Origin of the sequence: Caballeronia udeis, assembly GCF_044909315.1 — a bacterium.
GTDB classification, from domain to species: Bacteria; Pseudomonadota; Gammaproteobacteria; order Burkholderiales; family Burkholderiaceae; genus Caballeronia; species Caballeronia udeis_A.
The window spans coordinates 1-25,829 of sequence record NZ_JBIYEB010000059.1 but is presented as its reverse complement, the minus strand read 5'-3'; the positions used below and the strand labels follow the sequence as shown (position 1 = coordinate 25,829).

20 protein-coding genes are annotated in these 25,829 nt (G+C 60.8%); 11 read left to right on the top strand and 9 right to left on the bottom strand.

The window, feature by feature from the left end:
• Positions 1-105: 105 nt before the first annotated feature.
• Entirely contained in the window at positions 106-1,470 is a 1,365-nt protein-coding gene (locus tag ABH944_RS43390; protein ID WP_404615319.1) for an MFS transporter, read from the bottom strand.
• A gap of 107 nt (positions 1,471-1,577) precedes the next feature.
• Positions 1,578-2,429 carry a class II aldolase/adducin family protein gene (locus ABH944_RS43385; RefSeq protein ID WP_404615321.1) on the bottom strand — a complete coding sequence of 284 codons (852 nt, stop codon included), beginning with the start codon at positions 2,427-2,429 and terminating at the stop codon, positions 1,578-1,580.
• A gap of 147 nt (positions 2,430-2,576) precedes the next feature.
• Here ABH944_RS43385 and ABH944_RS43380 point away from each other — a divergent pair, with 147 nt between their 5' ends.
• Together ABH944_RS43380 and ABH944_RS43375 are read left to right on the top strand one after the other, a co-directional pair.
• Positions 2,577-3,494 carry a LysR substrate-binding domain-containing protein gene (locus ABH944_RS43380; protein ID WP_404615323.1) on the top strand — a complete coding sequence of 306 codons (918 nt, stop codon included), beginning with the start codon at positions 2,577-2,579 and terminating at the stop codon, positions 3,492-3,494.
• A gap of 184 nt (positions 3,495-3,678) precedes the next feature.
• Entirely contained in the window at positions 3,679-4,413 is a 735-nt protein-coding gene (locus ABH944_RS43375) for an ABC transporter substrate-binding protein (RefSeq protein WP_404615325.1), read from the top strand.
• Here ABH944_RS43375 and ABH944_RS43370 read toward each other — a convergent pair whose 3' ends face one another.
• Entirely contained in the window at positions 4,414-5,538 is a 1,125-nt protein-coding gene (locus ABH944_RS43370; RefSeq protein WP_404615327.1) for an SGNH/GDSL hydrolase family protein, read from the bottom strand. It lies immediately after the preceding gene.
• 12 nt (positions 5,539-5,550) lie between these two features.
• Positions 5,551-6,753 (bottom strand): porin, encoded by a 1,203-nt coding sequence (locus ABH944_RS43365; RefSeq protein ID WP_404615329.1) that lies wholly within the window; start codon positions 6,751-6,753, stop codon positions 5,551-5,553.
• A 539-nt stretch (positions 6,754-7,292) separates the two neighbouring features.
• Between ABH944_RS43365 and ABH944_RS43360 the strand changes: the two genes are divergently transcribed.
• The 8 genes from ABH944_RS43360 to ABH944_RS43325 all read left to right on the top strand — a co-directional run bounded on the left by ABH944_RS43360 (position 7,293) and on the right by ABH944_RS43325 (position 16,833).
• Positions 7,293-8,852, top strand: coding sequence for an ABC transporter substrate-binding protein (locus ABH944_RS43360; RefSeq protein ID WP_404615331.1), 1,560 nt, complete (start codon positions 7,293-7,295; stop codon positions 8,850-8,852).
• 9 nt (positions 8,853-8,861) lie between these two features.
• Positions 8,862-9,803 carry an ABC transporter permease gene (locus ABH944_RS43355; protein ID WP_404615333.1) on the top strand — a complete coding sequence of 314 codons (942 nt, stop codon included), beginning with the start codon at positions 8,862-8,864 and terminating at the stop codon, positions 9,801-9,803.
• 7 nt (positions 9,804-9,810) lie between these two features.
• On the top strand, positions 9,811-10,644 hold the full coding sequence (locus ABH944_RS43350) for an ABC transporter permease (RefSeq protein WP_404615335.1): 834 nt from the start codon (positions 9,811-9,813) through the stop codon (positions 10,642-10,644).
• Positions 10,644-12,455 (top strand): dipeptide ABC transporter ATP-binding protein, encoded by a 1,812-nt coding sequence (locus ABH944_RS43345; protein ID WP_404615337.1) that lies wholly within the window; start codon positions 10,644-10,646, stop codon positions 12,453-12,455. The genes ABH944_RS43350 and ABH944_RS43345 overlap by 1 nt, the downstream gene beginning before the upstream one ends.
• Positions 12,452-13,369 (top strand): LysR substrate-binding domain-containing protein, encoded by a 918-nt coding sequence (locus tag ABH944_RS43340; protein ID WP_404615339.1) that lies wholly within the window; start codon positions 12,452-12,454, stop codon positions 13,367-13,369. The genes ABH944_RS43345 and ABH944_RS43340 overlap by 4 nt, the downstream gene beginning before the upstream one ends.
• Positions 13,370-13,512: 143 nt before the next feature.
• A complete protein-coding gene (locus tag ABH944_RS43335) occupies positions 13,513-14,631 on the top strand; it encodes a succinylglutamate desuccinylase/aspartoacylase family protein (protein ID WP_404615341.1) in 1,119 nt (372 codons plus the stop codon).
• 81 nt (positions 14,632-14,712) lie between these two features.
• The gene (locus tag ABH944_RS43330) at positions 14,713-15,780 is read left to right on the top strand and encodes an ornithine cyclodeaminase (RefSeq protein ID WP_404615343.1); all 1,068 of its coding nucleotides are present in this window, start codon (positions 14,713-14,715) and stop codon (positions 15,778-15,780) included.
• A 138-nt stretch (positions 15,781-15,918) separates the two neighbouring features.
• A complete protein-coding gene (locus ABH944_RS43325) occupies positions 15,919-16,833 on the top strand; it encodes a LysR substrate-binding domain-containing protein (RefSeq protein WP_404615345.1) in 915 nt (304 codons plus the stop codon).
• A 39-nt stretch (positions 16,834-16,872) separates the two neighbouring features.
• Here ABH944_RS43325 and ABH944_RS43320 read toward each other — a convergent pair whose 3' ends face one another.
• The 4 genes from ABH944_RS43320 to ABH944_RS43305 form a co-directional block, all read right to left on the bottom strand.
• Entirely contained in the window at positions 16,873-18,411 is a 1,539-nt protein-coding gene (locus ABH944_RS43320) for a serine hydrolase domain-containing protein (protein ID WP_404615347.1), read from the bottom strand.
• A gap of 586 nt (positions 18,412-18,997) precedes the next feature.
• A complete protein-coding gene (locus tag ABH944_RS43315) occupies positions 18,998-20,350 on the bottom strand; it encodes a class-II fumarase/aspartase family protein (RefSeq protein ID WP_404615349.1) in 1,353 nt (450 codons plus the stop codon).
• A gap of 14 nt (positions 20,351-20,364) precedes the next feature.
• Positions 20,365-21,531, bottom strand: coding sequence for an enolase C-terminal domain-like protein (locus ABH944_RS43310; RefSeq protein WP_404615350.1), 1,167 nt, complete (start codon positions 21,529-21,531; stop codon positions 20,365-20,367).
• A 19-nt stretch (positions 21,532-21,550) separates the two neighbouring features.
• Entirely contained in the window at positions 21,551-22,897 is a 1,347-nt protein-coding gene (locus ABH944_RS43305; RefSeq protein ID WP_404615352.1) for a cation:dicarboxylate symporter family transporter, read from the bottom strand.
• 241 nt (positions 22,898-23,138) lie between these two features.
• Here ABH944_RS43305 and ABH944_RS43300 point away from each other — a divergent pair, with 241 nt between their 5' ends.
• Entirely contained in the window at positions 23,139-23,864 is a 726-nt protein-coding gene (locus tag ABH944_RS43300) for a GntR family transcriptional regulator (RefSeq protein ID WP_404615354.1), read from the top strand.
• Positions 23,865-23,885: 21 nt separating this feature from the next.
• Here ABH944_RS43300 and ABH944_RS43295 read toward each other — a convergent pair whose 3' ends face one another.
• Positions 23,886-25,427 carry a methyl-accepting chemotaxis protein gene (locus ABH944_RS43295; RefSeq protein WP_404615355.1) on the bottom strand — a complete coding sequence of 514 codons (1,542 nt, stop codon included), beginning with the start codon at positions 25,425-25,427 and terminating at the stop codon, positions 23,886-23,888.
• Between the last annotated feature and the right edge of the window lie 402 nt (positions 25,428-25,829).

Sequence of the window (25,829 nt, the reverse complement as noted above, 5' to 3'; positions counted from 1 at the left end):
CCATCCCCTTGACCTGGTCGTCACGACGACCAAGGTTAACAGCATGTCCATGAAGTTAACAGCCCCCTTCACGTCTTTTTGAAACCGTCTCTTAGAGAACCCGTCTCAGGCACGCGTCTGCGCACCGCCTTCGATCACGTCGCGCTCCATGTCCTTCATCACTTCGCGCTTGCGGCTGTTCACGAGTTTTGCAGGCACCGTGAACACGAGCACACTGCCAATGATCAAGCTCGCTGCAAGCCCGAGCACGCCGTTTCCTGTCGATCCTGTCGCGGTCTGGATCAACCCGATCACGTAGGGGCTGACCACGCCCGAGATGCTGCCTACCGAGTTGGCGACGGCCAGCCCGGCCGCCGCAGCCGCTCCGCCCAGAATGGCCGGCGGCAGGACCCAGAACTGCGAGATCGTGGTCATCACGCCCATCGTGCCAAGGGTCAGCGCGATCATTGCAATGGGCGTGGAACGCGCATACGAAACACTGAAGTACAAACCCACCGCACCAGCAATTCCCGGCAACGCAAGGTGCCAGCGCCGTTCTCCACTGGCATCTGAACTGTGGCTGACGAGCACCATGGTCACGGCCGCCGCGGCATAGGGAATGGCGCTCAGCAAGCCAATGTCCAGCGGATCGGACACGCCGCTCGCCTTGATCAGCGTCGGCAGCCAGAAGCTCACGCCGTAGAGGCCCATCGTGAAGAAGAAATAGATCACGCTCAACAGCAGGACCTGCGGATGCAGCAGGCCGTCCTTCACGGAATGCAGCACGTGCGCCGGCCGTTCCTCGATCAATGCGCTTTCAAGGAAGGCTCGCTGCGGTGCGGAGAGCCATTTGGCGTCGCTGACCTTGTCGTCGAGATAGACCAGCGCGATCAGGCCGAGGATTGCCGTCGGGACGCCTTCGAGAACGAACAGCCATTGCCATCCCGCGAGCCCGTGCGCGCCGCCCATGTGGTTCATGATCCAGCCCGACAGCGGGCCGCCAACAACACCCGACATGGGAATGCCGGTCATGAACAGCGCAGTCACCTTGCTGCGGCGCGACGACGGGAACCAGTACGTGAGATAGAACAGGATTGCCGGGATGAAACCCGCTTCCGCCACGCCGAGCAGGAAGCGCATGATGTAGAAACTGGTTGGCGTGGTGACGAACATCATGCCGGCCGAAATAATGCCCCACGTGATCATGATCCGTGCGATCCAGCGCCGGGCGCCCACCTTCAACAACAGCAGATTGCTGGGCACTTCGAAGAGCAAATAGCCGACGAAGAACACGCCCGCGCCGGCGCCATAAACGGCATCGCTGAAATTAAGGTCCTTGAGCATTTGCAGCTTCGCAAACGCCACGTTGATGCGATCCAGATAAGCGCACAAATAACAAAGAAACAGGAACGGCAATAGCCGCCACGTAATCCTGGAGAACGTGGACGCTTCGTCGCGTTTGCTGAATGCGGCCGGACTAGCGGGATTCATGTCTTGTCTCCTGGGGACGAATGAAAGGGGGACGCCGGCCTTCTCTTGATGGTCGCTGTGTCGTCCCCTTGCTGACTTGCCTGAACTGCGTTCAATACACGACGTGTTCAGTCGAACATGTCGGGCTGCGTGGCAACGAGGTCATTCCAGATCGTCTGGAAATGCAGCCAGCCAATGTACTCGCTACCCACATGCTCGCGGCTATAACGAGCGCGTTCCGGCGTGACAAGTTTTGGCGTGATGCCGGTCGCATCAATCAGCAATTGCTGCCGGCAGCAGCGTTCCAGCGCGATAAACCAGAACGCGGCGGACTCTATGCTGTGACGGCTTGCGGTGAGCAAACCGTGATTCTGGTGAATGGCGGCTTTCACACCCGCGAACGCACTCGCGACCTTATGGCCCGCTTTTACTTCAACGGCAACCTGTCCGGCTTCATCGCCGATCACGACATGGTCTTCGAAAAACGCAGCAGCATCCTGCGTGACCGGTTCGAGCTTTTTACCCAGCGCCGCGAACGCGGTGCCGTATACCGTGTGCGCATGGCACATGGCCACAATGTCCTGATGCATCTCATGAACGGCTGCATGCAACACGAAACCTGCCCGATTGATCGCATGATTGCCTTCGACCACACGGCCTTCGTGATCCGCGCAAATCAGGTTCGATACCTTCACCTGCGAGAAGTGAATGGCCATCGGATTCGTCCAGTACAAGCCGGGATTTTCGGGATCGCGCACCGTCAGGTGACCGGCGAAACCGTAATCAAATCCCTGCTGCGCGAACGCCCTGCACGCTCCGGCCAGGCGTTCCTTCAAGTGCTGCCGATGTGCCGCGGGGTTCGCGAACGTGGGCAATTCCGGGAAGATCAGCCCGTCCTGTTCCGGCTGATAAACCGATATCCTGCCGTCCTTCACCAGCTTCTCGGGAGCGTCGGGACGCGCTTCCATGACAGCCGCCATTTGGTTTTCTCCTGTAGAACAAGCGGGATTGTTTTCAGGGCTTCATGGTCGTCCGCGTGAGCCTCATTGACAAACGATGACTGTTCATAGAAAGATGAACAGGATTCATGCATTGGTGAAAAACATTCCAACGGAGACAGCACGCGCATGCGACGCATACCGAATTTCGTGCTGCTGCGCGCGTTCGAAGCGGCGGCACGGCTTGAAAGCTTCACGCTGGCGGCAGAGGAATTGCATCTGTCGCAGTCCGCGATCAGTCATCAGGTCAAGGAACTCGAGGCGTATTTCGGCCTGCCCTTATTTCATCGGCGCAACCGGCGCGTTGAAACCACGGCTGAAGGCAGAAGGCTGTTCGATAGCCTCGGGCGCGTATTCGATGTGATTGAAGCCGCCTGCAGCGAGGTTGCGCTATCGCCCCAGGCGCAGGTGCTCGCGGTTCATTGCGCGCCTAGTCTTGCAGTGAAATGGCTCGGCCCGCGCCTGCCTAAATTCATGCAGGCGCATCCCGACATCACGATCCGGTTGTCGTCCGGAGCCGAGCCGATTGACCTGACGCGCGTGCATGAGGTCGACATCACCATCTCGTACGGCATGGCAGTGGAGCGTCCCGGGCTGCATGTGGTTCCGCTAGGCGCGGAACGGATCGTGCCTATGTGCTCGCCCGGCATGTTGCGCGAAGGAGTGCCGCTCGAGCAGCAGATCGTCGACTTCACACTGATCGATTCGCAACTCAGCCGGGTCACATGGCGGGACTGGTTCACGCTGAATGGCCTCGCGTTTCCGAACAAGCCTCGCCCTTCGTTCGATCGCGGTGCGCTGGCAATATCGGCCGCGGTCGACGGCATGGGTATCGCACTGGAAACCACGCGTCTGGCCGAACGCGAATTCGCGCGCGGCGAGTTGATCGAGTTTGGTGAGGGACACTTCAAACCCTTCCTGCGCGAGACTCACTTCCTGTCGTACCGCACGAATGAACGCAACCTCGACAAGGTCAAGTTGTTCAGGCTCTGGCTTGCCGACATAGTGGGAATGACCGGGCAGTGGCAAGCCGACACCACGCTGTAAGCCGGGTCACACGAATCTGGCACCCCGAATATTGCATTTATAAATAGTGAAACGCAAAATAGGCGTGCATGGGAAATACTCGCGGTTTCAATTCCGGATTTTGTCGACCTGCCGGGTTTCGCGCATCGGCAACATCCTCAAACCCCAGGTCAGGCTTACGCCAACCTTCTATTGCTCTGACTCCATGACAACCGACTCATCAGTGCTGTCCGCTTTCGCGCCCACCGGCAAGCTGCGCGCGTCCATCAACCTGGGCAATCCAATTCTCGCTAACAAAGACGCTGTTAGTGGCGAGCCGCTCGGTGTTTCCATCGACCTTGCAAGGGAACTCGGCAAGCGCTTGGGGCTACCGGTCGATCTCGTCGTCTTCGATACCGCGGGAAAATCCGTTGAAGCCGTCGGAGACGAACGCGCGGATATCGGCTTCTTCGCAATCGATCCGGCGCGAGGAGCAAGCATTGCGTTTACCGCACCGTATGTGCTGATCGAAGGTTTTTACATGGTCCGCAACGACTCTCCAATACAGCACAACAACGAGGTCGATAGCGCCAACACACGCGTTGCGGTCGGTAAGGGCAGTGCTTATGATCTGTTTCTATCGCGGGAATTGAAGCACGCGGAAATTGTTCGTGCGCCTTCGTCGCCTGCCGTGGTGCAGACGTTCCTCGAACAGGAGCTCGAGGTCGCCGCAGGGGTGAAACAACAACTCGAAAGCGACGCCGCGAAAACACCGGGCCTTCGGTTGCTCGGCGAACGCTTCATGGTGATCCAGCAAGCAATGGGATTGCCTAAGAGCCGTGGCAATGCTGCAGCTGATTATCTCAGGCGTTTCGTAGTGGAGATGAAAGCGTCGGGCTTCGTTGCAGACGCGTTGCAGCGCCACAAGATTGGCGGGGCATCGGTGGCACCCGCGTCCTGATCAAGCAGGCGCGACTGCATGATCATTGACAGGACCGAGCACGCGAAGATACAGCGATTCAATCACGCGCATGCCCTCGACTGAGGGATGAATCAGCGAATCATCAAGCAACGGACGGGGTCCTGAATACTTGTAGTTGCTGACATCGCCGAAAGCGGGTTGGCAATCGATATGACACAGCGCCTGATCGATCGCAAGTCGCCGCGCCTCGGCCATATACAAACGCATGGGACGACCGGGCCGCGGCTCGGTCAGGTCGCCGCTCTCCGGTGATGTTCCCAACGCGATATCGACGTCTGGCGCTGCGGCTCTAAGCGAATGCACAAGCCTTGCAAGACTTGAGCCGTGCTCTTGCGGCGTGATCCGTTTCTGATCGTTCGTCCCGAAGAATGTCAGCGCAGTGTGCAGATCAAGCGCTGCTATACATGCTTGCCATGTTGCTGCGTCGACGCTTGACCAATCCAGCGCGGTACTTCCTCCGGCCCCGAGATTGTGTATCCGGATGCCCGGATTGTCGTTCCTGTGCTCGATACCGGCGAGCTCCACCACGCCCGACGCTACCTTGATATCGAGTGTCCATGCGCCCACGAGCGGAAACCCCGTCAACTCCATGACGTGGCCTGCCGCGAACTGATCGAGCCGTCTCCACGGACCCTCGTTCCAACGATAATCAATCGATCCACCCGCCACGCAATGCAGCCTCACCTCACTCGTCGGCCCTAGCGTATTGGTGACGCGAATGGTATCGCCCGGCGTACCGCTCACACTGGTACAAAGATCCGCCACAGGACGGTCGTTCTTGCTTGTCGACCAGTCACCGGTACCGGATTGAAAAAGGCGGTCCGGGTTTGCCGAACCGCCGCGCCTGTCACCGGACGTTGCATAGGAAAGCCCGCACCAGCCACCGCCGGCATCGCCATAGAGCCGCTGCAGCGCGGTCGTCAGGCCCGGCATGAAGTACCGCGTGCGACGGGCGTCGCCAAGCGCAGGCAGACCTGAACCACGAACCCAGCTATCGCCTATAAATCCCAGCACCAACCGCGTGTTGCCGCCTTCCAGCAGGTTGCGGCTTCGCATCAGGAAATTGCGCAGCCGCTGCGCGGCGTAGACATCGTCATGGTTCATCAATCGTCCCTGTCAGAAGCGATGCCGGATACCGAGCGTCACCGCCGCCTGCTTGTTGTTGTTCGACGCCGTAAGGTTCGCGATAGTCGCCACGGCCACCTTACCGGTCGAATCATGACCGCTTGCCAGTTGATAGATCCCGACCGCGTAGAGATCAGTCGTCTTGGACAATGCATAGTCCGCGCCAATATCGGTCTGGTTATAGTGCGCGCCGGAGATGGCGCCGACCGAACTGCCGCGCGTGACCGCGAATGCCGCGCCAAGCTGCAAGGCAGGCGTTGCACGATAGATCGCGTTGATTTCCCCTATATTGAACCGGGCCGTTCCCGAAAGTTTGCCGGGGTTAAGGCCCGTTCCCGACTCCGTGCCAATGTTCTGGAACTGCACATTACTGTATTCCGTGCCCAGGCGAAACGCGCCGATCTGATAGCCAATACCGGCCGCGACAATTTGCAAGGTATGCGCTGAAGCGAAGCCGCTATACACGGGGCTGCTCATATTGAGCGAACTGGTGGACGTTGCGGTATTCGAATTTGAATTGTCTCCGTACAGCGCGTAATTGGGATCGCGCACGTTGTCGTAGGCAACGCCCACGTCCAGCGGACCGCTCCGGTAGGAGGTCGCAAAACTGTAGGTCTGGTTGCTCGTGAAGTTGCCCGCCGCATTGCCGAAGCTATAGAAAGCCTGCGCCTGGAGGCCGCGAAACGACTCGGTATCGATCTTGACGGAGTTGTTGGTGCGATTCGTGCCGCCGAGGTTATCCATGTCGCCCGGGTGGACGCCGTACACACCGGCCCACGATGCAACCACCCCGTCTCCGCCCGCACCGCCTGCCGTGTAGCGCGCCATATAGCTGGTCAGCGCGTCATACTGGCGGCCTATTGTGGCCACGCCATACTCATTCGACAAACCCACGTAAGCGCGTCGGCCGAACATGGCGCCGCCCTGACCCAGCGCGCCGCTGTTGATGTTGAAGCCATTCTCCAGCCGGAAGATCGCCTTGAGTCCGCCGCCCAGGTCTTCCGAGCCGATCAACCCCCAGCGGTTGCCTTCCAGGTTGCCTGCCGCCATTTCATACTGGCGCGTCCCCTTGGCGTTCGAGTTGTAGACGAAACCGTCGTCGAGCAATCCGTAGAGGGTCACGCTGTTTTGCGCATGCACACTGCCGACAAGGCCAACACCGAATGCGCCTAACGCGATAAGTTTTCTTTTCATGGGATATCGTGGTTTCAGTTGACGGTTAAGAGGTGAAAAATTCGGGTAAGTTGTTTTGTTTTGGTTTCCTAACTTATTGGCGAGTACTCTTCCCGACTCGGCGCGGCATCTGATGCGGACGGGATCGGACGAGACAGAGGTGCGGCACCGGAATGGACCGGGCATCAAGCACGCTCAAGCAATGCCGCCATCCTAGGTAGAAAAATTTTTGAAAGGAAGAACACTTCTGACGATCATGATCTGCACGTCCGATACCCGGTTTTCCCTTATCGCGCGACCTCCCTGGCTCCAGGCGCAAGCCACATCAATAAACGACTGTCTAGTGCTGTTTTCCCAGGTGATCCGAATATCGGCCACCGATCGGCAGGACTGCTCTTCCCAACGCCAATATGAGCTTCTACGATCGCTTCCTATCATTCATCGCATGGTTATAACGTTGTGCAATCCCCCTCCCGAAGGACGTTTTGATGGTAATTCCCGCGTCTCCCGCCCCTCGCCGGCTTGCAGCACGCCGCGTGGGAAACCACTGGATTCCCTTCATGAAGCGCGCGGTAATAATGGGGATGCTGGCAGTCGCGGCGACCCTGCCGGCCAGCGGATGGGCACAGCAGGACGCCGTTGCCCCGGCTCTCCCCGAAATCCGTTTTGCCATCAACACCGACACGACCACGTCCATGCCGGGCAACGTGTTACGCAATAGTTTTACGGACGAGATCCTCGCCAACGTGGTCGAGTCGCTGGTGGCGCTCAAGAGCGACTTGTCAGTCGCGCCCATGCTGGCTGACAGTTGGGACATCTCGCCAGACGGCAAGCAATACACTTTTCACTTGCGTCATGGCGTGCTGTTCCACAACGGCACGCCGTTCACCTCCGCCGATGTCAAATGGAGCTACGAGTACTTCATGAAGCCGCAGTCCGGCTATGTCTGCCGCGGCAACTATGACGGACGCCGGGGTCCGAAGGTACTTGCCGTGACCACCCCCGATCCGCATACCGTGGTGTTCGAGCTGGACCGGCCGTCCGCGCTCTTTCTCACCCACATGACGGAGCCCCGCTGCCCGCTTGCCATCCTGAGCCCTGCCAGTCTCGACAAAAACGGGGCGTGGCTGAAGCCCGTGGGAACCGGTCCGTTCGTATTCAGCGAGTGGAAACAAGGGCAATACGTCCTGCTGAAACCATTCGCCCAATACCAGTCACGCACCGAGCCGCCAAGCGGACTGGCAGGCGCCAAGCATCCGCAGGCGAACGTGCGCTTTGTCGCCATTCCCGACGAAGCTGCGCAAGTCTCCGCACTCATGTCCGGGCAGATCGATGTGATGAACATATCGGAGAACAACCTGCCTCCCTCCGATCCTCACTGGCATGTGATCGCGGGGCCGGGGGCCGATCCCGCTGCATTGCTGATGCAAACGCGTGACCCCTTGCTCGCCGATGTCCGCGTCCGGCGCGCGATCGCGCTTGCCGTCGATCTGCCGGGCGTGGTGAACGCGGTCAGCGGCGGCCTCGCGCACTACAACTCATCGCTGACACCGAACGCCGAAGCGCTCTATACCCCCGGCGATGCAGTGGGCTACAAGCAGGACCTGCCCGAGGTCAAGCGTCTGCTCGCGGCAGCCGGTTATACCGGCCAGACGCTGACGCTCGAAACCAACCGCCGCTATCCGCATATGTATTCGACCGCGGTGTACATGCAATCGCTGCTCTCGCAGGCAGGTATCAACGTGAAGTTGCAGGTGGTCGAATGGGGTACTCAGGAGAACGACTTCCGCTCGGGGCATTTCCAGTTGATGTCGTTTGGTTACTCGTCGCGCATCGAGCCCGCACTGATGTACGGCGATGTACTCGGCGATAAATCCAAAAATCCCATGGTGCAGTGGGAGAACCCCAAGGCACGCGCGCTGCTGCGCAGTATCGACGGCGTGACCGACCCCGCCGCCCGCAAGCAGGTCTTCGCACAGTTGCACCAGATGATGATGGACGACGTGCCCATGATCGTGCTGTACGACTCACCCGACCTGACACTTGTCAGCAACCGCTTGCAGGGCGTGACGACCTGGCCCCTGCGCCTGAAGCGCTTTTTCAACGTCACGAAGAACTAGGCCAAGCCGATGCTCAGCTACATCATCAAGCGTATAGCGATGGCAGTGCCGACCGTCGTGATCGTGACCCTGCTCGTGTTCGGCATGATCCGCGCCATTCCCGGCGACCCGGCCTCGCTCATGCTCGGCGACGTCAACGACCCGGTGCTGCTGCAGCAAATGCGCCAATCGTTCGGCCTCGATCAGTCCATCCCCGCGCAGTTCGCGATCTGGGTATCGCATCTGCTCTCGGGCAACTTCGGCATGTCGATCGTGCGGCATCAGCCCGTGCTGGAACTCATCCGCGAGACCTTTCCCGTGACCACAGAAATCGTGCTCGCGGCGACCTTCCTCGCGTGCCTGATCGCCATTCCGGCCGGCTTGTTCGCGGCCTGGATGCAAAACCGGCGCGGCGATCTCGCGGTGGTCATGGGCAGCATCATGCTGGTATCCATACCGAGTTTCTGGGCCGGCATCCTGCTCATCTGGTTGTTCGGCGTGAAGCTGCACCTGCTGCCGACCTTCGGCTACCAGCCGTTTTCGCAAGCAGGCTGGGGCTCGTTCAAATACCTCGTGCTGCCGGTCATAGCAGTCACGCTGGGAGAAATCGCCGTGGTGACGCGCATGATGCGGGCGAGCAGCATCGAAGTCCTGCAGCTGGAATACATCGCTCATGCGCGCGCCAAGGGTTTGTCCGAGCGGCGTGTGCTGCTGCGCCATACGCTGCCTAACGCGTTCGGCCCGACGCTCACCGTGATCGGTCTCGTGCTGGGTCACCTGCTCGCGGGAGGCGCGGTGATCGAGACCGTATTCACGCTGCCGGGCATGGGCCGCCTGCTCGTGGAAAGCATCTATTCGCGGGACTATCCCGTCGTGCAGGGATGCCTTCTCGTGATCGCGCTGCTGTATGTGCTGACCAATCTGGTGGTTGACCTGCTGTACCCGATCTTCGACCCACGCCTCAAGCTCTGACTCGCCCATGCCCTCCTCTCCCAAGCGCGCCCGGCGCGCCAACCTTGTCATCGGAGCCGTCCTTGTCGGGCTCCTGCTGCTCATCGCGGTCGTGAACCTCGTCTATACGCCCTACGGTCCCCTCGACGTGAACATTCACGCGCGTTACGCGCCGCCTTCGCTGCAGCACTGGTTCGGCACCGATGAATTCGGCCGCGACGTCCTGTCCCGGATCATGTCGGGCGCCGGCGTCAGCACCACCGTCAGCGTCTGCTCCGTGCTGTTCGCATTGATCGCCGGAACCTCGATCGGTGCGGTCTGCGGTTACGCCGGCGGCTGGTCCGACCGGCTCGCGGCCATGTTGATCGATGCGCTCATGGCATTTCCCGGCTTGCTGCTGGCGCTGGGCATCATGACCGTCGTGGGACCGTCGAAATGGGGCGTGGTGGTCGCGCTCGGTTTGGCTTATACGCCATCGGTCAGCCGCATTGCACGCGGCGCGGCGCTGTCGCTGCGCCAGCGCGACTTCGTGGTTGCATCGCGAACCATGGGCAACAGCGGCGCATGGACCCTGCTTCGCCATGTCCTGCCGCATTGCGTGGCGCCGTTGCTGGTCTTCTCGACTTCGCTGTTCGGCTCAGCCCTTCTTGCCGAAAGCGCGCTCAGTTTTCTCGGGCTCGGCGTGCCCGCGCCGGAACCTACCTGGGGCGGCATGCTTGCCGACGGTCGCACGGCAATCGATCAGGCGATCTGGGTCGTGCTGTTCCCCGGTGCGGCTATCTCGCTTGCCTTGTTCGGTATCAATCTGTTCGGTGACGGGGTGCGCGATCTGCTCGACCCGCGCATGAAAGGGGGAATGTAATGGACGCTGCTGTGCAATATCCGTTGCTGAAGGTTAGCAACCTGACGATCGGTTTCCCCGACAGGGCAGGTGCGATCAAAGAGGTCACGCAAGACGTGAACTTCACATTGAACGCAGGCGAATCGCTTGCAGTCGTGGGCGAGTCCGGCAGCGGCAAGACCATGGTCGGCCGCGCGTTGCTCGGCTTGCTGCCGGAACGCGCGCAGATCGTCTCCGGCAGCATCCGCTTCGAGGGTCGTGATGTCCTCGGCAATACAGCGGCGCAATGGCTGGCTACGCGCGGCACGGGTATTGGCATGGTGTTCCAGGAACCCATGGTCTCGCTCAATCCGGCCATTCGCATTGGCGACCAGTTGACGGAGGCGCTCATGCGGCGGCGTTCCGTCCCGCGCGATGCGGCCCGTTCGCAGGCAATCGCCATGCTCGAACGGGTCCATGTTCGCGACCCGCTCGGCTGCATGAAGCGCTATCCGCACGAATTTTCCGGCGGCATGCGGCAACGCATCTTGCTAGCCGCGGTCATGTTGCTGCGCCCCAAGCTGCTGATTGCAGACGAGCCGACAACCGCGCTCGACTGCGTGGTGCAGAAAGAAGTGCTCGACCTGATGATCGAACTGACGCGTGAAAAAGGCACCGCGCTGATCTTCATCAGCCACAACCTTGCGCTCGTGACGGCCTACACGGAGCAAGTGCTGGTGATGCGACGCGGGCTGGTCGTGGAGACCGGCGCGGTGGCGAAGGTGCTGGCACGCCCCTCGCATGACTACACGCTGAAGCTGCTCGAAGCGTTGCCAAGGCGTGCAGAAAACGAGGACACGTTGAGCCCGCCCGTTTCGTCCGCGCCGCCGGTCATCGAGGTCAAGGACGTCGCGATCGATTACCGGGTGCCCGGCTTGTGGTTCAGGAAGATTCTCGCGCGAGCCGTGCATCCGGCATCGTTCAGCGTGCAGGCGGGTGAGACGGTGGCAATAGTCGGTGAATCGGGCAGCGGTAAAACCAGTATCGCCAAGGCGATTCTCGGGCTGGCGTCCACCGCGCAAGGACAGATCCTGCTCAACGGGCAGCCGTTCCTCAACGCCGGTCACGATGCAATGCAGGCCGCGCGGCGCGCGGTGCAGATGGTGTTCCAGGATCCCTACTCTTCGCTCGATCCACGCATGCGTGTCGACGCTCTCATTAGCGAGGGGCTACGGCTCGACAAGACCCTGAGCCGCACGCAACGCGCTGAGCGGGTCACCGCCGCGCTGGAGGATGTGGGCCTGGGGGAATTCGCCGGGCGGCTCGTGCATCAGCTCTCGGGCGGCCAGCGTCAGCGTGTGGCGATTGCACGCGCGTTGGCGAGCAGACCTGCCGTGATCATTGCCGACGAGCCGGTGTCCGCACTCGATGTCACCGTGCAGAAGCAGATTCTCGACATGCTTGTTTCGCTGCAGCAGCGCTACCGGTTCGCGTGCTTGCTGATCTCGCATGATCTCGGCGTGGTCGAGCAGATTGCCGACCGCGTGCTGGTGATGTTCCGGGGCCATATTGTTGAAGAGGGAACGCGCGACGCTGTGTTCGATAACCCGGTCCACCCTTACACCCGCAGGCTCCTGCAAGCCGTTCCCGAACTGCGCGGCAATCGCGACGATGGCTTCAAGGTCATCACGCGCGCCGTCCCCGACGACATCGATCCGTCCCGCAGGTATTTCAACGCCGAGCTGGCAGGCCGCGACATGCCGGTGCTGGTCGACGTAGCCGCGCTTGAGGTCACGTCCACGTCGGCTTTTGCTGATCACCGTATCGCGCTTGAAGCCGTGCATTCATCATGACGCTGATCCAGCTCAGGGCGTTTTGTTCGGTCGTCGAGCAAGGCAGTTTCCGGGCTGCCGCACGAGCGCTCGACATCGCGCAAAGCACCCTCACCCAGGCGATCCAAAGCCTGGAGGTGGAGCTCGGTGTGATTCTGCTCAACCGCTCGCATCAGGGCATCAGCCTGACCGCCCTGGGCGAAACCTTCCTGGTCCGTGCCAGCGCGATCATCCGTGATTGCGAGCGCGCCACGCAGGACATGAGGCCGTTATCGGAAGAACCGGAAGGACACATCGCACTGGGCGTCACCTCCGAGCCGCTCGCGGAATTCCTGCTGCCGGTGCTCAAGCGTTTCATCGAACGCTTTCCGCGCGTGCGGGTGCATGTGACCAGCGGCTACGCGAAGATGCTGATCGAAAGGATCCGCGATGGCGCCCTCGACTTCGCGCTATGTCCGCTCGCGCCCCATGTAAGCGACGCCGATCTCAGCATCGAGCGGATGTACCGCTCGGACGCGGGCGTGATCGCGCGCAAGGGTCATCCACAAGCGCGTGTCACATCCGTGCGCGAACTGGTGGAGTGCGACTGGGTCAGCATCCGGCCCGCGGGCATTGCCGGGGGTGCGGAGAACCGGCTGCTCAGTCTCTTCAAGGCTGAAGCGCTCGGACCGCCGCGGATCGTTTTCACGGCGGAGTCCTTGCTGGAGACGCTGCACATAGTTTCCGAAACCGACTGCCTGACTATCGAACCGGCGGTACTCGCCAACTTCAAGCTGTTTTCGCCATCGCTCGTCACCATCCCGATCCGCGAAGCGTTCGATCCGCGTGACGTCTGCCTCATCAGCCGCCGCGCGTCGCCATTGACCACGGTCGCCCATGAGCTGGTCAGCATGCTCGTGTCTTACTCGCGCCTTCTGCGAGGCACGAGCGCCTGATGCCGATGGCAAAACGCACCCCTATCCAGGTTTGCGCGGCGGGCGATCTGCCAGGCTGATCCCGATCGGTCAGGCTGCCTTCTGCGCCGCGTGAACTCCCCGTAAGATGACCTTGCCGCTACTACGAGCCCCTTTTTCTTCTCATGAACAGCACCTCCCATGCCTTGCCCCACGCGACCGCCGGCGCCGCGTACCATCTGACAAGCCAGCACTTCGGTACGAGTGGCGGCGGCAGAAAGGTGTACATCCAGGCCGGCCTGCACGCCGATGAAACTCCGGGCGTGATGGTTGCACTCACGCTGCTAGAACAGTTGCGCCGCCTTGAAGCCGACGGCAAGGTTCGTAGTGAAATCGTGCTGGTCTGCAACGCCAATCCGCTTGGATTGAGCCAGTGGTTGTTCGGCGCTCCCGTTGGCCGTTTCGAATTCGCCAGCGGCCGCAACTACAACCGCGACTTCCCCATGCTCGCCGGCAAGATTGCAGCGACGCTCGAAGGCAAGCTCACGCAAGACGCCGACGACAATCTCATCGCCATTCGCCACGCCTGGAAAGCGGCGCTGACAGCGCTGCAACCGGCCACCTTATTCGACGGTTTGCAACGCCAGCTCATGCTGCTGGCACACGACGCGGACGTGGTGCTGGACCTGCATTGCTCACGCGAAGCCGCCATGCATATCTACACGGGCCAGGCGATCTGGGCCGAAGCCGAACCGCTCGCGCGCTATCTTGGCGCGGTGGCCTCCTTGCTCGCGTACGACTCGGGCGCCGGCTCCTTCGATGAAGCACAGAGCCTGACATGGTGGCAACTGAGGCAGCAATTCGGCGCCGGCTATCCCATTCCGACCGGCACGGTATCCGTCACGGTCGAGCATCGCGGGCAGCGTGATGTGTCGTATCAGATGGCGCGGCGGGATGCACAGGCGATCCTCGACTACCTCACGCATCAGGGCTTCATAGACGGCATTGCACCGCCCTTGCCCGAACCGGTTGGCCCCGCTACCCCGCTTGCCGGCAGCGAACAGTTTGTCGCGCCCGCTAGCGGCATCCTCGTGCATCGCGCGCAGCTTGGCGACGTGATTGAAGTGGGCCAGCCGCTCTTCGACGTGATCGATGCAACGAGCGGCGAGACCACCACGGTCCACAGCAATACCGGCGGCGTGTTCTACATGCGCCGCGACGTGCGTTTCGTCAAGCACGGCGATCCGCTCGGACGCGTCACCGGCGCCACGCCTCAACGCACCGGCAAGCTGCTCGGCGCCTGACTTCCACACCAGGATTCGATCCCCGCACGCCAATACACCCATGTAGCCCCTCAAGTTCATTTTATCGTTCAGGAACGCATCATGACTCGATACATCGACGTCAACGACATCAGGCAACTGCTTCACACCACCGGCACGGAATCCTTCATCCGCACCCTCGCCGGCTACATCCGCGCCGACTACCTGCGCTGGCCGGAGTTCGACAAATCACCACGCACCGCGGCGCATTCACCCGAAGGCGTCATTGAACTGATGCCGGTTGCCGACCACGCGCTCTACGGCTTCAAGTATGTCAACGGGCATCCCAACAACACCCGCGCCAACTTGCTGACGGTGATGGCGTTCGGCGTACTCGCCGACGTTGCCACCGGTGTTCCCCTGCTTCTGAGCGAGTTCACCATCGTGACGGCGCTGCGCACGGCGGCCACCTCCGCTCTCGCCGCAAGCGTCCTCGCGCGGCCGGGATCAAAGTCGATGGCGTTGATCGGCAACGGCGCACAAAGCGAGTTCCAGGCGCTGGCGTTCAAGAATATGCTGGGCATCGAGCATATTCGCGTGTTCGACACGGACCCCGCCGCCACGGCCAAGCTCATTCGCAACCTGTCCGGCGTCAAGGGGCTGACGCTCACGCGGGCGGCATCGATACGCGAGGCCGTGCAAGGCGCCGACATAGTCACCACCGTCACCGCCGATAAAACCAACGCGACCATTCTCACGCCCGACATGATTGAAGCGGGGATGCATATCAACGCGGTGGGCGGTGATTGTCCCGGCAAGACCGAGTTGCATGCCGACGTGCTGAACGGCGCCCGCGTGATGGTGGAGTTCGAGCCACAGACGCGCATGGAAGGCGATATCCAGCAGCTTCCCGCCGACTCCCCGGTGATCCATTTCTGGCAGGTGCTGGCGGGTGTCGTGCAAGGCCGCGAATCAGATGCACAGGTGACCGTATTCGATTCAGTCGGATTCGCGCTGGAAGACTTTTCGGCGCTACGTTACCTGAACGATCTCGTGCATAGCGAAGGGATCGGCAAGCGCATCGACCTGATTGCGCAGCCATCGAACTGCAAGGACCTCTACTCGCTCGTGGCGGCGTCCGGCGCCACTGAAAGCGAAGGCCGCGTACGAGGCCTCGTTCAGGCTGCCTGACGCGTCAGGCGTTGGGTGTCAGGCTTCGGCGCTACACGACGGCTTTCTGGAAGGCTATGCTTGCACGAGCCGAACGCATCGCTCCCCTTGGCCGCTACCAGGCCGGGTGAGCGTTGCACTTATTCCAGAGGGTTTTTCATGACGTTGATCCAGCTCCGGGTGTTTTGCGCGGTCGTGGAACAAGGCAGCTTCCGTGCTGCCGCAAGAGCGCTCGACATCGGGCAAAGCACGCTCACGCAAGCCATCCAGAGCCTTGAAGCCGAACTCGGTGTGACACTGCTGAACCGCTCGCATCAAGGTATCACCGTGACCAGTCTGGGCGAGACCTTCCTGGTACGCGCGAACGCGATCATTCGTGATTGCGAGCGCGCGATGCAGGACATGCGGCAGTCCTCGGGCGAACCCGAAGGGCAGATCGCGCTCGGTGTCACGTCCGAGCCGTTGGCGGAATCGCTGCTGCCGGTGCTCAAGCGTTTCATAGCGCTCTTTCCGCGCGTGCGCGTGCATGTGTCCAGCGGCTATTCGAAAATGCTGATCGAGAAGATCCGCGACGGCCGGCTCGACTTTGCGCTTTGTCCGCTCGCGCCGCAAGTCAGCGACGTCGATCTCGACATAGAACGTCTCCACCGGTCGGTGCCAGGCGTGATTGCACGCAGGGGCCACCCCCAGGCGCATGTCACCTCCGTTCGCGATCTCAAGGATTGCGAGTGGGTCAGCATCCGGCCTGCGGGTATTGTCGGCGGAGCGGAGAATCGCCTGACCAGCCTCTTTCGCACAGAGGGATTGGGGGAACCCAGGATCGTGGTCACGGCGGAATCGCTGCTGGAGACGCTGCACATTGTTTGCGAATCCGACTACCTGACCATCGAACCGCGCGTGCTGGTCGGCTTGAAGCTGTTCTCGAACTCGATTGTCAACATCCCGATCCGTGAAGCGTTCGATCCACGGGACGTCTGTCTTATCAGCCGCCGGTCTTCACCGTTGACCACGATCGCGCAGGACCTCGCGAGCATGCTGGTGTCCTATTCACGCATGCTGCATGGCGCCGGGTAATGAAGAGCACCATGCATTTACATTCCCACTGGTCTGCGTCTAGCTCGCGCGTGAGCCGGTCAGGTCCTCATGCCGCAGCGCACCGCCGTTGATATTCACTTCGCGCTTGAACGTGACGGTGTCGCCCGAGAACTCGCAGATCACCGTGTCACGGAAAGCAGTCTCGGCGAAGATCCAGGTCATCTGCAACCGCGTGTTATCCAGCCAGCACGCACGGGCGACGACCGGGCTGTTGTCGAGCTGGTAGCCATGGTGAAGATCGCTGCCCGGCATATCGGTCCGGCCCTCCAGCCACCGGCCTGCACCGGCGGCAATGACATGTTCGCCTTGTGCATCGGTCAGACGAAACACGCATGTCTCGCCGGCGAATTCGAATTGCAATGCGCTCACGCCCTGACCGTTGGGATGCATCAGGAAGCGCTCCGTCTGTCCGGGTGCGCGTGCTCCATCCGTGACAGCACCGACCCGCTCGAAAGGCTCTTTCCACGGTGCTGGCGCTTGCGGACTTTGCCAGTCGGCCAGCCTCGCTTCAAGCCTCGCATCAGCGGCACCGTCTTCGATGTGACCGCGAATTTGATCGGGACTTTGATCACGAAATGCCGCCGGAAAATGCCGGTCTATAAGCGGGAACAGCTGCGCACTGCCCTTGATCGCGCCGGTAACGGCGAGCGTTGCGCCGTGCAACGGGAACACCGTCGTCATCTGGACGAACTTGCCGATTGCGCTATACGTGCCATCAGGCCGCGTCCACCAGTGATATCCGTATTTCGCAGGCTCACCGTGCGCGCTCGTTGCGGCGGCAACCCAGCTTTCGGGCAGCAGGCGCCGGCCCTGCCACATGCCGTTTTGCGCATGCAGAACACCCAGTTTCAACAGGTCCGCGGTTCGTGCGATAAGACCATTGCCGCCGGGGTTGATGCCGTCCGGGCCAATATCCCAGGTTTCGCCTTCAATGCCCATCGGTTCGAAGATTCGCGGCTTGAGATACTCATGCAGCGTCACGCCCGCCGCGCGGCTCAGTATGGCCGACAACATGTAGCTGGCAGCACTCGTGTACATGAAGGCCGTTCCCGGTTCTTGCACGATCGGGATCTTGAAGAACTCCCCTATCCAGCTCGTGGTCAGCGATCGCCACGCCGCTCCGGATGTTTCGCCTGCATGACCCACACGCATGGTCAGGAGGTCTTCAATGGTCATCGCCGGGAGCCAGTCCTGAACCGGTTCCACGATGACATCAGGGAAAAACGAGACCACCTTGTCATCGAGCTTGAAGAGACCTTCCTCGAGCGCGAGCCCGATCGCACAGGCGGTGAAACTCTTGGCGACCGAGTGCAGGTTTCGCAGCCGGTCGGGCCGATACGGCCAGCGCCAGCCCTCGGCAACCACCTGGCCCTTGCGGTGAAGCATGAAGGCGTGCAGGTCGAGACCGGCTGCTTCAACATCGTTCAGGAATGCGACGATGGCGTCGGCATCCACGCCGGCCACGGACGGAGCGGCACGCGTCAGGCCATCGGCTTGTTGAGCCGCGATAAGGTCCGCAGCCGATGCAGCACCGCATTCCACGAAATTGTCCGACATCGTCTCGTCTCTCCTGCTGGTTGAAAAATGGGGCTTGGCCTTGGACGTCGGTCCGGTTCGCACCTGCAAGCATATTCGGACGCGCGGCCGCACGCATCACGCGATGCTATGTGCTACAGCGCCTTCAAGGAAGTCGGTTCGACCGATCACACGTGGAAATTCTGATCACCGCAGGGGGGGTTGCTCGCGCCGGTGGACGGGTTTGGGGCTTTGGCGGGGTGGGGGAGCGGTCGGGGTTGGGGCTGGGTTGCCAAGTTCTGGGGTTAGCGGTCTGGGTCAGTGCCGGGTTGCTGCTTTCGAGGTTAGTGGTCTGCCTGAGTCGGCTGATCTTTTGCGCTATTAGCCACTGTGCGCGGCACGTCATTTCTTTGTCCAAAGCGACAAAGAAACGAAGCAAAGAAAACGCTTTAACCGCTCTACCCTAAGTGTCCACAGCGTGCAGTTCCCATTCATAGGTGCCCCAAAAGCACGGTGCTCGCCAGAGCCACGGATGTGTGAAACCCTCCTTCTCGCGAATCCTGACATGAACACGCTTCGCCACCGGTGCTCTCGGGCAAGCACATTTACATCGTCCATCACCCCTACCCTACCCCGCCGTTCCGCGAACCACCGAACGCGCCATGTGTGCAGCTGCACCCAGATAGTTCGCCGGGTCAGTCAACACTCGCAACTCCCCTTCGCCAAAGCTTTTTTGTATCTGCGCGTCTTCAATCAGAACGTCATACAACGTTCGGCCACTCTCAATGGCAATGCGACACGCGTCGTACACCACATCGTGCGCGTGCTGCCTGCCAATCGCCGGTGCCAACCCCATCATCACCGCCTCCGCCACAATCAGTCCACCCGTCAAATCCAGGTTCTTACGCATCTTTTCACCATCCACCTGAAGACCCCGCAACATGAAGTTCGCCTGGAAAAGCGCACTCGCAGCAAGCAGGAAACTCTCCGGCACCGCACTCCATTCAAGATGCCAAGGACCCGTCGCACGCTCGAAGTCATGCATCATGGCATCCAGCATAAGCGCCGCCCGCTCACGCAACATCTTCGCAGCCGCAAACATCAGTTCACTCGAAATCGGATTGCGCTTCTGCGGCATGGTAGAACTCGCGCCCCGCCCCGGGACAAACGGTTCAGCCACTTCACCAAACTCCGAGGCCGCCATCATCATCACGTCAAGACCAATCTTGCCAAGCGACCCACCAATGCCCGCCAGTAGCGATACCAACTCATTCAACCCATCGCGAGCAACATGCCAGGTAATCTCAGGATTGCGCAAACCCAGTTCTTCCGCAAACAACCTGCGCGTTTCCAACGCCCCCTCCGGGTCGCCCAGGGAAGCCAGCGTGCCCGCCGCTCCGCCAAACTCAACCATCAATGCCCGCGCCTTCGCCTGCTGAAGACGCTCAGCATGACGGTTCAGTGCCGACAACCACACAGCCGCCCGAAATCCAAACGTCACCGGCAACGCATGTTGCAAATGCGTACGCCCAGCCGTCACCGTATCAGCATGCTTGAGCGCCAGCTCCCGCAACGCCCCGCGCACTTCGTCCAGCTGTTTCTCGATGATCGCCACACCCCGCGCACACTGCAGCATCGTGGCCGTATCCATGATGTCCTGCGTCGTCGCACCCCAGTGCAGATACCGGCCAGCCTCGCCGCACATCTCGCTCACCTGCCTGACCAACGGCAAGATAGGATAACCAACTATCTCCGTCTCATGACGCAGCGCGTCCAGGTCAAGCTTCGCAAAGTCAGCCCGCACGGTGATCTCGCGCGCAGCTTCCTCGGGAATCAAGCCGGACTTGGCCTGCGCCCGCGCCAGCGCAGTCTCGGTGTCAATACATCGCCGGAGATACGCCTCGTCCGAGAACACCTCCCGCATCTCGGGCGTACCGAACATGTCGCGGAAAAGTACCGAGTCGAAAACTGTCGTTGCCATTGCCTATTCCTTAATCAGTTTGCAAGCCGCGCAAGCCATGGGCGCAGCGCATCTTTTTCTTCAAGTCCAAAGCCCGCTGCATCGGTCGGGCGCACACGTCCACCACCCACCCCGCAACCCGGCGGATATCCGCCAAATGGCTGGAACACACCCGGATAAGCCTCGCACCCGCCAAGCTCCAGGCCAACCGCAATATGAAGGTTGATGAGATGGCCACCATGTGGGTACGCCTGCGCGCGGCTGAAACCGCGGCTCTCGATCAGGTCGATCATCCGCGCGTATTCAGTCAGCCCATAGGCAAGCCCCGCGTCCATCTGGAAGATGTCCTTGCCCGGCCGCATGCCGCCAAACAGCACGAGGTTTTTTACATCAGGCACCGAGAACAGGTTCTCGCCCGTGGCAATTCTCCCCACGTAGGCCTGCGCGACCTGACGATTCAAATCGAAATCAAGCGGGTCACCAATCTCTTCGAACCAGCGCAAGTCGTACGGCGTAATGGCTTCCGCATAGGCAAGCGCGGTCTTCAAATCGAAACGGCCGTTTGCGTCGACTGCAAGGCGCTGCCCTTCTCCCGCAACCGCCATCGCGGCTTCAATACGTGCGATGTCTCTCTCAAGGATCGCTCCGCCAATCTTCATCTTGAACGCGTCAAAACCCAGCTCGCGATAAGCATTGAATTCATCAACCAGACGCTGCGTGCTTTCCTCCGGATAGTAATAACCGCCCGCCGCATAGACGTTCACGCCGTCAGCTTTCCCCTGCCGGCCGTAGTGCCGCGCTATGGTGACGTGTGCGGGTTCATCCAGCAGCTTTGCATTCAAGTCCCACACGGCCAGCTCGATTGCGCCAGCGGCTGCGGCGCGGTCGCCGTGACCGCCCGGCTTCTCGTTGCGCAGGACGGTCCGAAGCACCTTCTCAGCGTCAAGGAGGTGCCCGGAGGCATCGAGCAAATCCTCAGGCTTTGCAGCCATGAGACGGGGAATCATCCGGTCACGCAGAATGCCGCCCTGAGCGTATCGGCCGATGGAGTCGAACGCATAACCCGTGACCGGTTTGCCATTACGCATCACGTCGGTTTCCAGCGCGACGAGCGATACATCATGCTCGGCGAAACTCACGAGAGCGTTCGCAACGTTTCCTTCCAGCGGGACGGATATTTCCCTGACCGCAGTAATACGCATAACTAATCCTTCTTTGAAATCAGATGACCTTGCCGGGAGCTACGCCGAATACGCGCTGATACTCGCTGCGCGCGGCGCTCTCGTCAAATTCGCCGGTCGACCTGGCTATCACGAGCGTTGCCACGCTGTTGCCCATCGCGTTGCAGATGGAGACCGCCTGCGATGTGAATCGATTGATGCCGAAAAGAATGGGCAAGCCTTCAATGGGCAACATGCCCGACGCCGTGACGGTAGCCGCAAAGACGATGAACGTTCCGCCCGATACGGTGGCGGCGCCCTTCGACGTAATCAGCATGATGACAAGCAGGCCAAGCTGCTGATGCAAGTCGAGCGGCACGCCGTATGCATTGGCGATGAACATCACGCAAAGCGACATGTAGACCGCCGTGCCGTCGAGATTGAACGCATAGCCGGTGGGGAGGACGAGACCCGTGGACTGTCGCGAACACCCGAGCCGTTCAAGCTTTTCGAACAGCCGGGGCAACGCGCTCTCTGACGAGGCCGTGGCGAACAGCAGGAAAATTTCTTCCTTGAAGTAACGCAAGAAGCGAAATACGTTGAAGCCGTATAGACGCAGCACGATGCCGAGCACCACGATAACGAAGAACGCGAGCGACAGGTACATCACGATGAGCAGGTAGCCGAGGGAAATCACCGCGTTCATGCCACTGCTTCCAATCGCAAAGGCAATCGAGCCGAACGCACCCAGCGGCGCAAACTTCATGATGACATCGACGAACTTGAAGAAGCAGTCGGACATCCGCGACAGCGCATGCTCGACGCTCACGCGCTGGTCCTGGTTCAACATCAGGACCGCCGCGCCAAAGCCGATCGAAATCACGAGAACCTGAAGCAGGGAGCCATTTGCGAAGGCCCCCACGAAATTGTCCGGGAACAAGGTCAGCAGGAAATGTTCAACCGACACCGCGCCGGCCTTGCCGTATTGAGCGTGCGCGGCAGCCGCTGCCTCGGGACTCTGCGTGAGATGCATGCCCATCCCCACGCCGGACAGATTGGCGATCACCATGCTAAGCATGAGCGCGATGGTCGACACGACCTCAAAGTAGATCAGCGCACGCAGCCCGATACGGCCGACGTTCTTGAGGTCGCCCGCAGCAACAATACCCAGGACCACATTCAGGAAAACGAGCGGCGCGACAATCATCTTGATGAGCCGCAGGAAGATGTCGCCCAGCACCTTCATGTCCACCGCGAGCTTCGGCGCGACGAAACCAAGCGTGATACCCAGCACGATCCCCACCACAATCTGCACGCCGAGCCGGGCGTAGAACGGCGTCTTCTTGCGCGCCGTTGCCGGCTCCGCGTCAGGGCCGTGGTGAGGTGCGGTCTCCGTATGAAAAGCCATGCTCTTCTCCAGGTTCAGCGGCTGCCCAGGCATGGACCGGCTCGCTTAATATGTCCGTACTTGTTTTATATGTCCGGACTATATTAGCTGCAAGCGCAATGGGTCAATCTCGGGTTTACCTTGATAACCATCCGCGTTTTTGCCTGAGCCGCCCGTGCGCTTGGCAATGCGCGTGCTGCGAGCTAGCATTAGCGCGCCGCGGCACTGCAGCGGCTTTGAAACCAGAAAAGGATTGATATAGATGAAACCCCGTTACGCCGAATTGGCAGAGCAGCTCATCCAGGCTATCGGCGACGGAACGTTCGAAGTCGGCTCCGCGTTGCCCAGCGAGCTGGACCTGTCCGCCCAGTACGGCGTCAGCCGCGCGACGGTGCGTTCAGCGTTGGAGCGGGTGCAGGACCTTGGCCTGATATCGCGGCGCAAGCGGGCCGGCATACGCGTCGAAGCGACCAAACCGCGGGTAGCGTTCGACCAGTCGCTCTCCAGCGTCGAAGACCTGATTCAATTCGCGGTCGTCACCGAACGTCACGTGCAGTCGGTGACCGAAGTGTCGGCAAGCCCGTCGCTGGCCGCGCAGTTGGGAGTGGTCACCGGTTCACGCTGGCTCAGGACCGAAATGCTCCGCGTGGATCCCGCCAAGCCGGATACGCCCATCTGCTGGACCGACGTGTACCTCGAGCCCACGCTAGGTGCAGGTATCAAGCGGGAACTGCGCAAAAGCACGGGCCTGATCTGTGAAATGGTCGAACAGCGTTTCGGCCGCGTGGTCAAGGAAGTGCGGCAGGAAATCCGGGCGATAGGCGTGCCCGCTCGCATCGCCCGGCAACTCATGACCGAACCGGACGGGCACGCGCTCGAGATTACGCGGCACTACGTCGATGAAAACGGCATTGTCTTCGAAGCAACGGTCAGCGTTTTTCCCGCCGACCGCTTCACTTACTCGCTGCAGCTTCGACGGCACGACTGACCGCTCGGGTGATGCTCTGAATCAGATCCGGAAGCGGACAGCAGCCTCGCGAAGTATCTGCGCCTGCTCAGCCAGCGACACGGCTGCTGCCGTCGTCTCTTCAACCAGTGCGGCGTTTTGCTGCGTGACCTCGTCCATTTGCGCCACCGCACGATTGACCTGTGCAATGCCGTCGCTCTGTTCCTTCGATGCCGCGGCCACTTCGCTCATGATGTCGTTCACTCTCTGGATCGCGCGAACGATTTCGTCCATGGTCGTGCCCGCGGAGCCGACCAGACCGGACCCTTCGGCGACGCTCACCGCAGCACTGTCGATCAGCGCCTTGATCTCCTTTGCCGCGCTGGCCGAGCGCTGTGCAAGCGTTCGAACCTCGGTTGCGACCACCGCGAAACCCCGGCCTTGTTCGCCAGCACGCGCCGCTTCAACGGCCGCGTTCAACGCAAGGATGTTGGTCTGGAAAGCAATGCCTTCGATGGTGCCAATGATGGACGCGATTTTCGCCGACTGATTGCTGATCCCCGACATGGTGTCGACCACGCGGCCCATCATCGCGCCGCCGGTTTCCGCAATCCTGGCGGCCTCGCTTGCCAGGTTGCTCGCGGTGTTGGCGCTCTCGTTATTCTGCCGGACAGTCGCCGTCAGCTCTTCCATGCTGGCAGCCGTTTGCTCCAATGCGGCAGCCTGCGATTCCGTTCGACGCGACAGATCCGCGTTACCCGATGCAATCTGATGGGTTGCCGTCGCCATGGACTCGCTGCTCGTGCGCACGGTCAACACGGTCTCACCGAGACCGCTTTGCATCGTCGACAAGCCGCGCATCAACGCGCTCATCTCGTCGCGGCCATGCGCTTCAATTCGCTGTGACAGGTCACCTCGCGCCATCGACGAGCAGGCGTCGAGCGCCTCCGCCAGAGGCCACGAGATCGCCCGGTGCAGGCCAACGGCGCTCGCCAGCGCAACCGCCACGGCGAGGAAAAACAGGATGCCGGAAGCGAGGCTGACGGCGCGCAGCGTCGACTGGAACGCTTCGTAGTTGCTGGCCCCGTGTTGCATCAGGTAGTCGTTGAGCGCGTTCGTGCTTTTGGTCAGCGCGAGCGAAAGGACCGGCATGTCCGTCATCGTGATGCGGTCTGCGGTGGCTGCATCGCCGCTTTGCAGCGCCTGCAATGTCGGCTCTATCGCGCCGGTGACCAGGCTGTCGAAGGTCTTCGACACGTCGTCCGCCAGAACCTGTTCGCCGTCGCTCTTGGGTAGCGCGAGATAACGCGCGTAGGCCTTCCTCGCGGGGTCAATGTAGCTGCGCGCCTTCGTCACCAACGCCGGGACATCCGGCGCTTGCGGATGAAGCAGCGCCCGGTCCATCGAAACCCGTGCAATCGCCAGGTTGTATTTCATGTCTCCGATCGCAATCGCCGACGACAACTGGACAGCATAAGTGTCGTGCAGCGCGTCCTTGCCCGCTTTGGTTCCGTACTGGCCGAAGGCCGCTACCACCAGCAGAAGCGCAACGAGCAAGCCGAACGCAAGCGCGATGCGCGTTTTGATCGAAAAATTCGAGAACATGGACATTGACCTATTCAACATGGAAGTGCGCAAGATGGGCAGGAGACGCGGCCAACCGCTTGACGACGCCAGCTCACGACGCCGATATCAATATGTGATTACATATAGATATCGGTCGCGGCCGCACTTAAAGGATAGGTATAAACCCGTATTCGATTGAATCCGATAAGCCTTTTCAGGTTTGGCGAACCCTGCAGCGCTAACTGCGCCCGGGCCTGTCGCCCGGTCCGTCCCGAATAATGGCGCTGCTACTATTCCGTTCCCTTCGAACATTCTGTTTCGCTCACCTACATGGCAAGCCCTCTTTAGTCGGCCCTGAACAATCACCAAAGCCTTTACTGACGGGCGTTTAAGGGCGAAACCGGATTGCTGGAATTGCAGGATACGGGCATATTAATACAT

Coding starts and splice junctions, on each gene's coding strand:
- ABH944_RS43325 (WP_404615345.1), top strand. CDS start 15,919: ATGACGTTGATCCAGCTCCGGGTGTTTTGCGCGGTCGTGGAACAAGGC.
- ABH944_RS43370 (WP_404615327.1), bottom strand. CDS start 5,538: ATGAACCATGACGATGTCTACGCCGCGCAGCGGCTGCGCAATTTCCTG.
- ABH944_RS43300 (WP_404615354.1), top strand. CDS start 23,139: ATGAAACCCCGTTACGCCGAATTGGCAGAGCAGCTCATCCAGGCTATC.
- ABH944_RS43320 (WP_404615347.1), bottom strand. CDS start 18,411: ATGTCGGACAATTTCGTGGAATGCGGTGCTGCATCGGCTGCGGACCTT.
- ABH944_RS43375 (WP_404615325.1), top strand. CDS start 3,679: ATGACAACCGACTCATCAGTGCTGTCCGCTTTCGCGCCCACCGGCAAG.
- ABH944_RS43315 (WP_404615349.1), bottom strand. CDS start 20,350: ATGGCAACGACAGTTTTCGACTCGGTACTTTTCCGCGACATGTTCGGT.
- ABH944_RS43380 (WP_404615323.1), top strand. CDS start 2,577: ATGCGACGCATACCGAATTTCGTGCTGCTGCGCGCGTTCGAAGCGGCG.
- ABH944_RS43335 (WP_404615341.1), top strand. CDS start 13,513: ATGAACAGCACCTCCCATGCCTTGCCCCACGCGACCGCCGGCGCCGCG.
- ABH944_RS43355 (WP_404615333.1), top strand. CDS start 8,862: ATGCTCAGCTACATCATCAAGCGTATAGCGATGGCAGTGCCGACCGTC.
- ABH944_RS43310 (WP_404615350.1), bottom strand. CDS start 21,531: ATGCGTATTACTGCGGTCAGGGAAATATCCGTCCCGCTGGAAGGAAAC.
- ABH944_RS43390 (WP_404615319.1), bottom strand. CDS start 1,470: ATGAATCCCGCTAGTCCGGCCGCATTCAGCAAACGCGACGAAGCGTCC.
- ABH944_RS43295 (WP_404615355.1), bottom strand. CDS start 25,427: ATGTTCTCGAATTTTTCGATCAAAACGCGCATCGCGCTTGCGTTCGGC.
- ABH944_RS43350 (WP_404615335.1), top strand. CDS start 9,811: ATGCCCTCCTCTCCCAAGCGCGCCCGGCGCGCCAACCTTGTCATCGGA.
- ABH944_RS43340 (WP_404615339.1), top strand. CDS start 12,452: ATGACGCTGATCCAGCTCAGGGCGTTTTGTTCGGTCGTCGAGCAAGGC.
- ABH944_RS43365 (WP_404615329.1), bottom strand. CDS start 6,753: ATGAAAAGAAAACTTATCGCGTTAGGCGCATTCGGTGTTGGCCTTGTC.
- ABH944_RS43385 (WP_404615321.1), bottom strand. CDS start 2,429: ATGGCGGCTGTCATGGAAGCGCGTCCCGACGCTCCCGAGAAGCTGGTG.
- ABH944_RS43330 (WP_404615343.1), top strand. CDS start 14,713: ATGACTCGATACATCGACGTCAACGACATCAGGCAACTGCTTCACACC.
- ABH944_RS43305 (WP_404615352.1), bottom strand. CDS start 22,897: ATGGCTTTTCATACGGAGACCGCACCTCACCACGGCCCTGACGCGGAG.
- ABH944_RS43360 (WP_404615331.1), top strand. CDS start 7,293: ATGAAGCGCGCGGTAATAATGGGGATGCTGGCAGTCGCGGCGACCCTG.
- ABH944_RS43345 (WP_404615337.1), top strand. CDS start 10,644: ATGGACGCTGCTGTGCAATATCCGTTGCTGAAGGTTAGCAACCTGACG.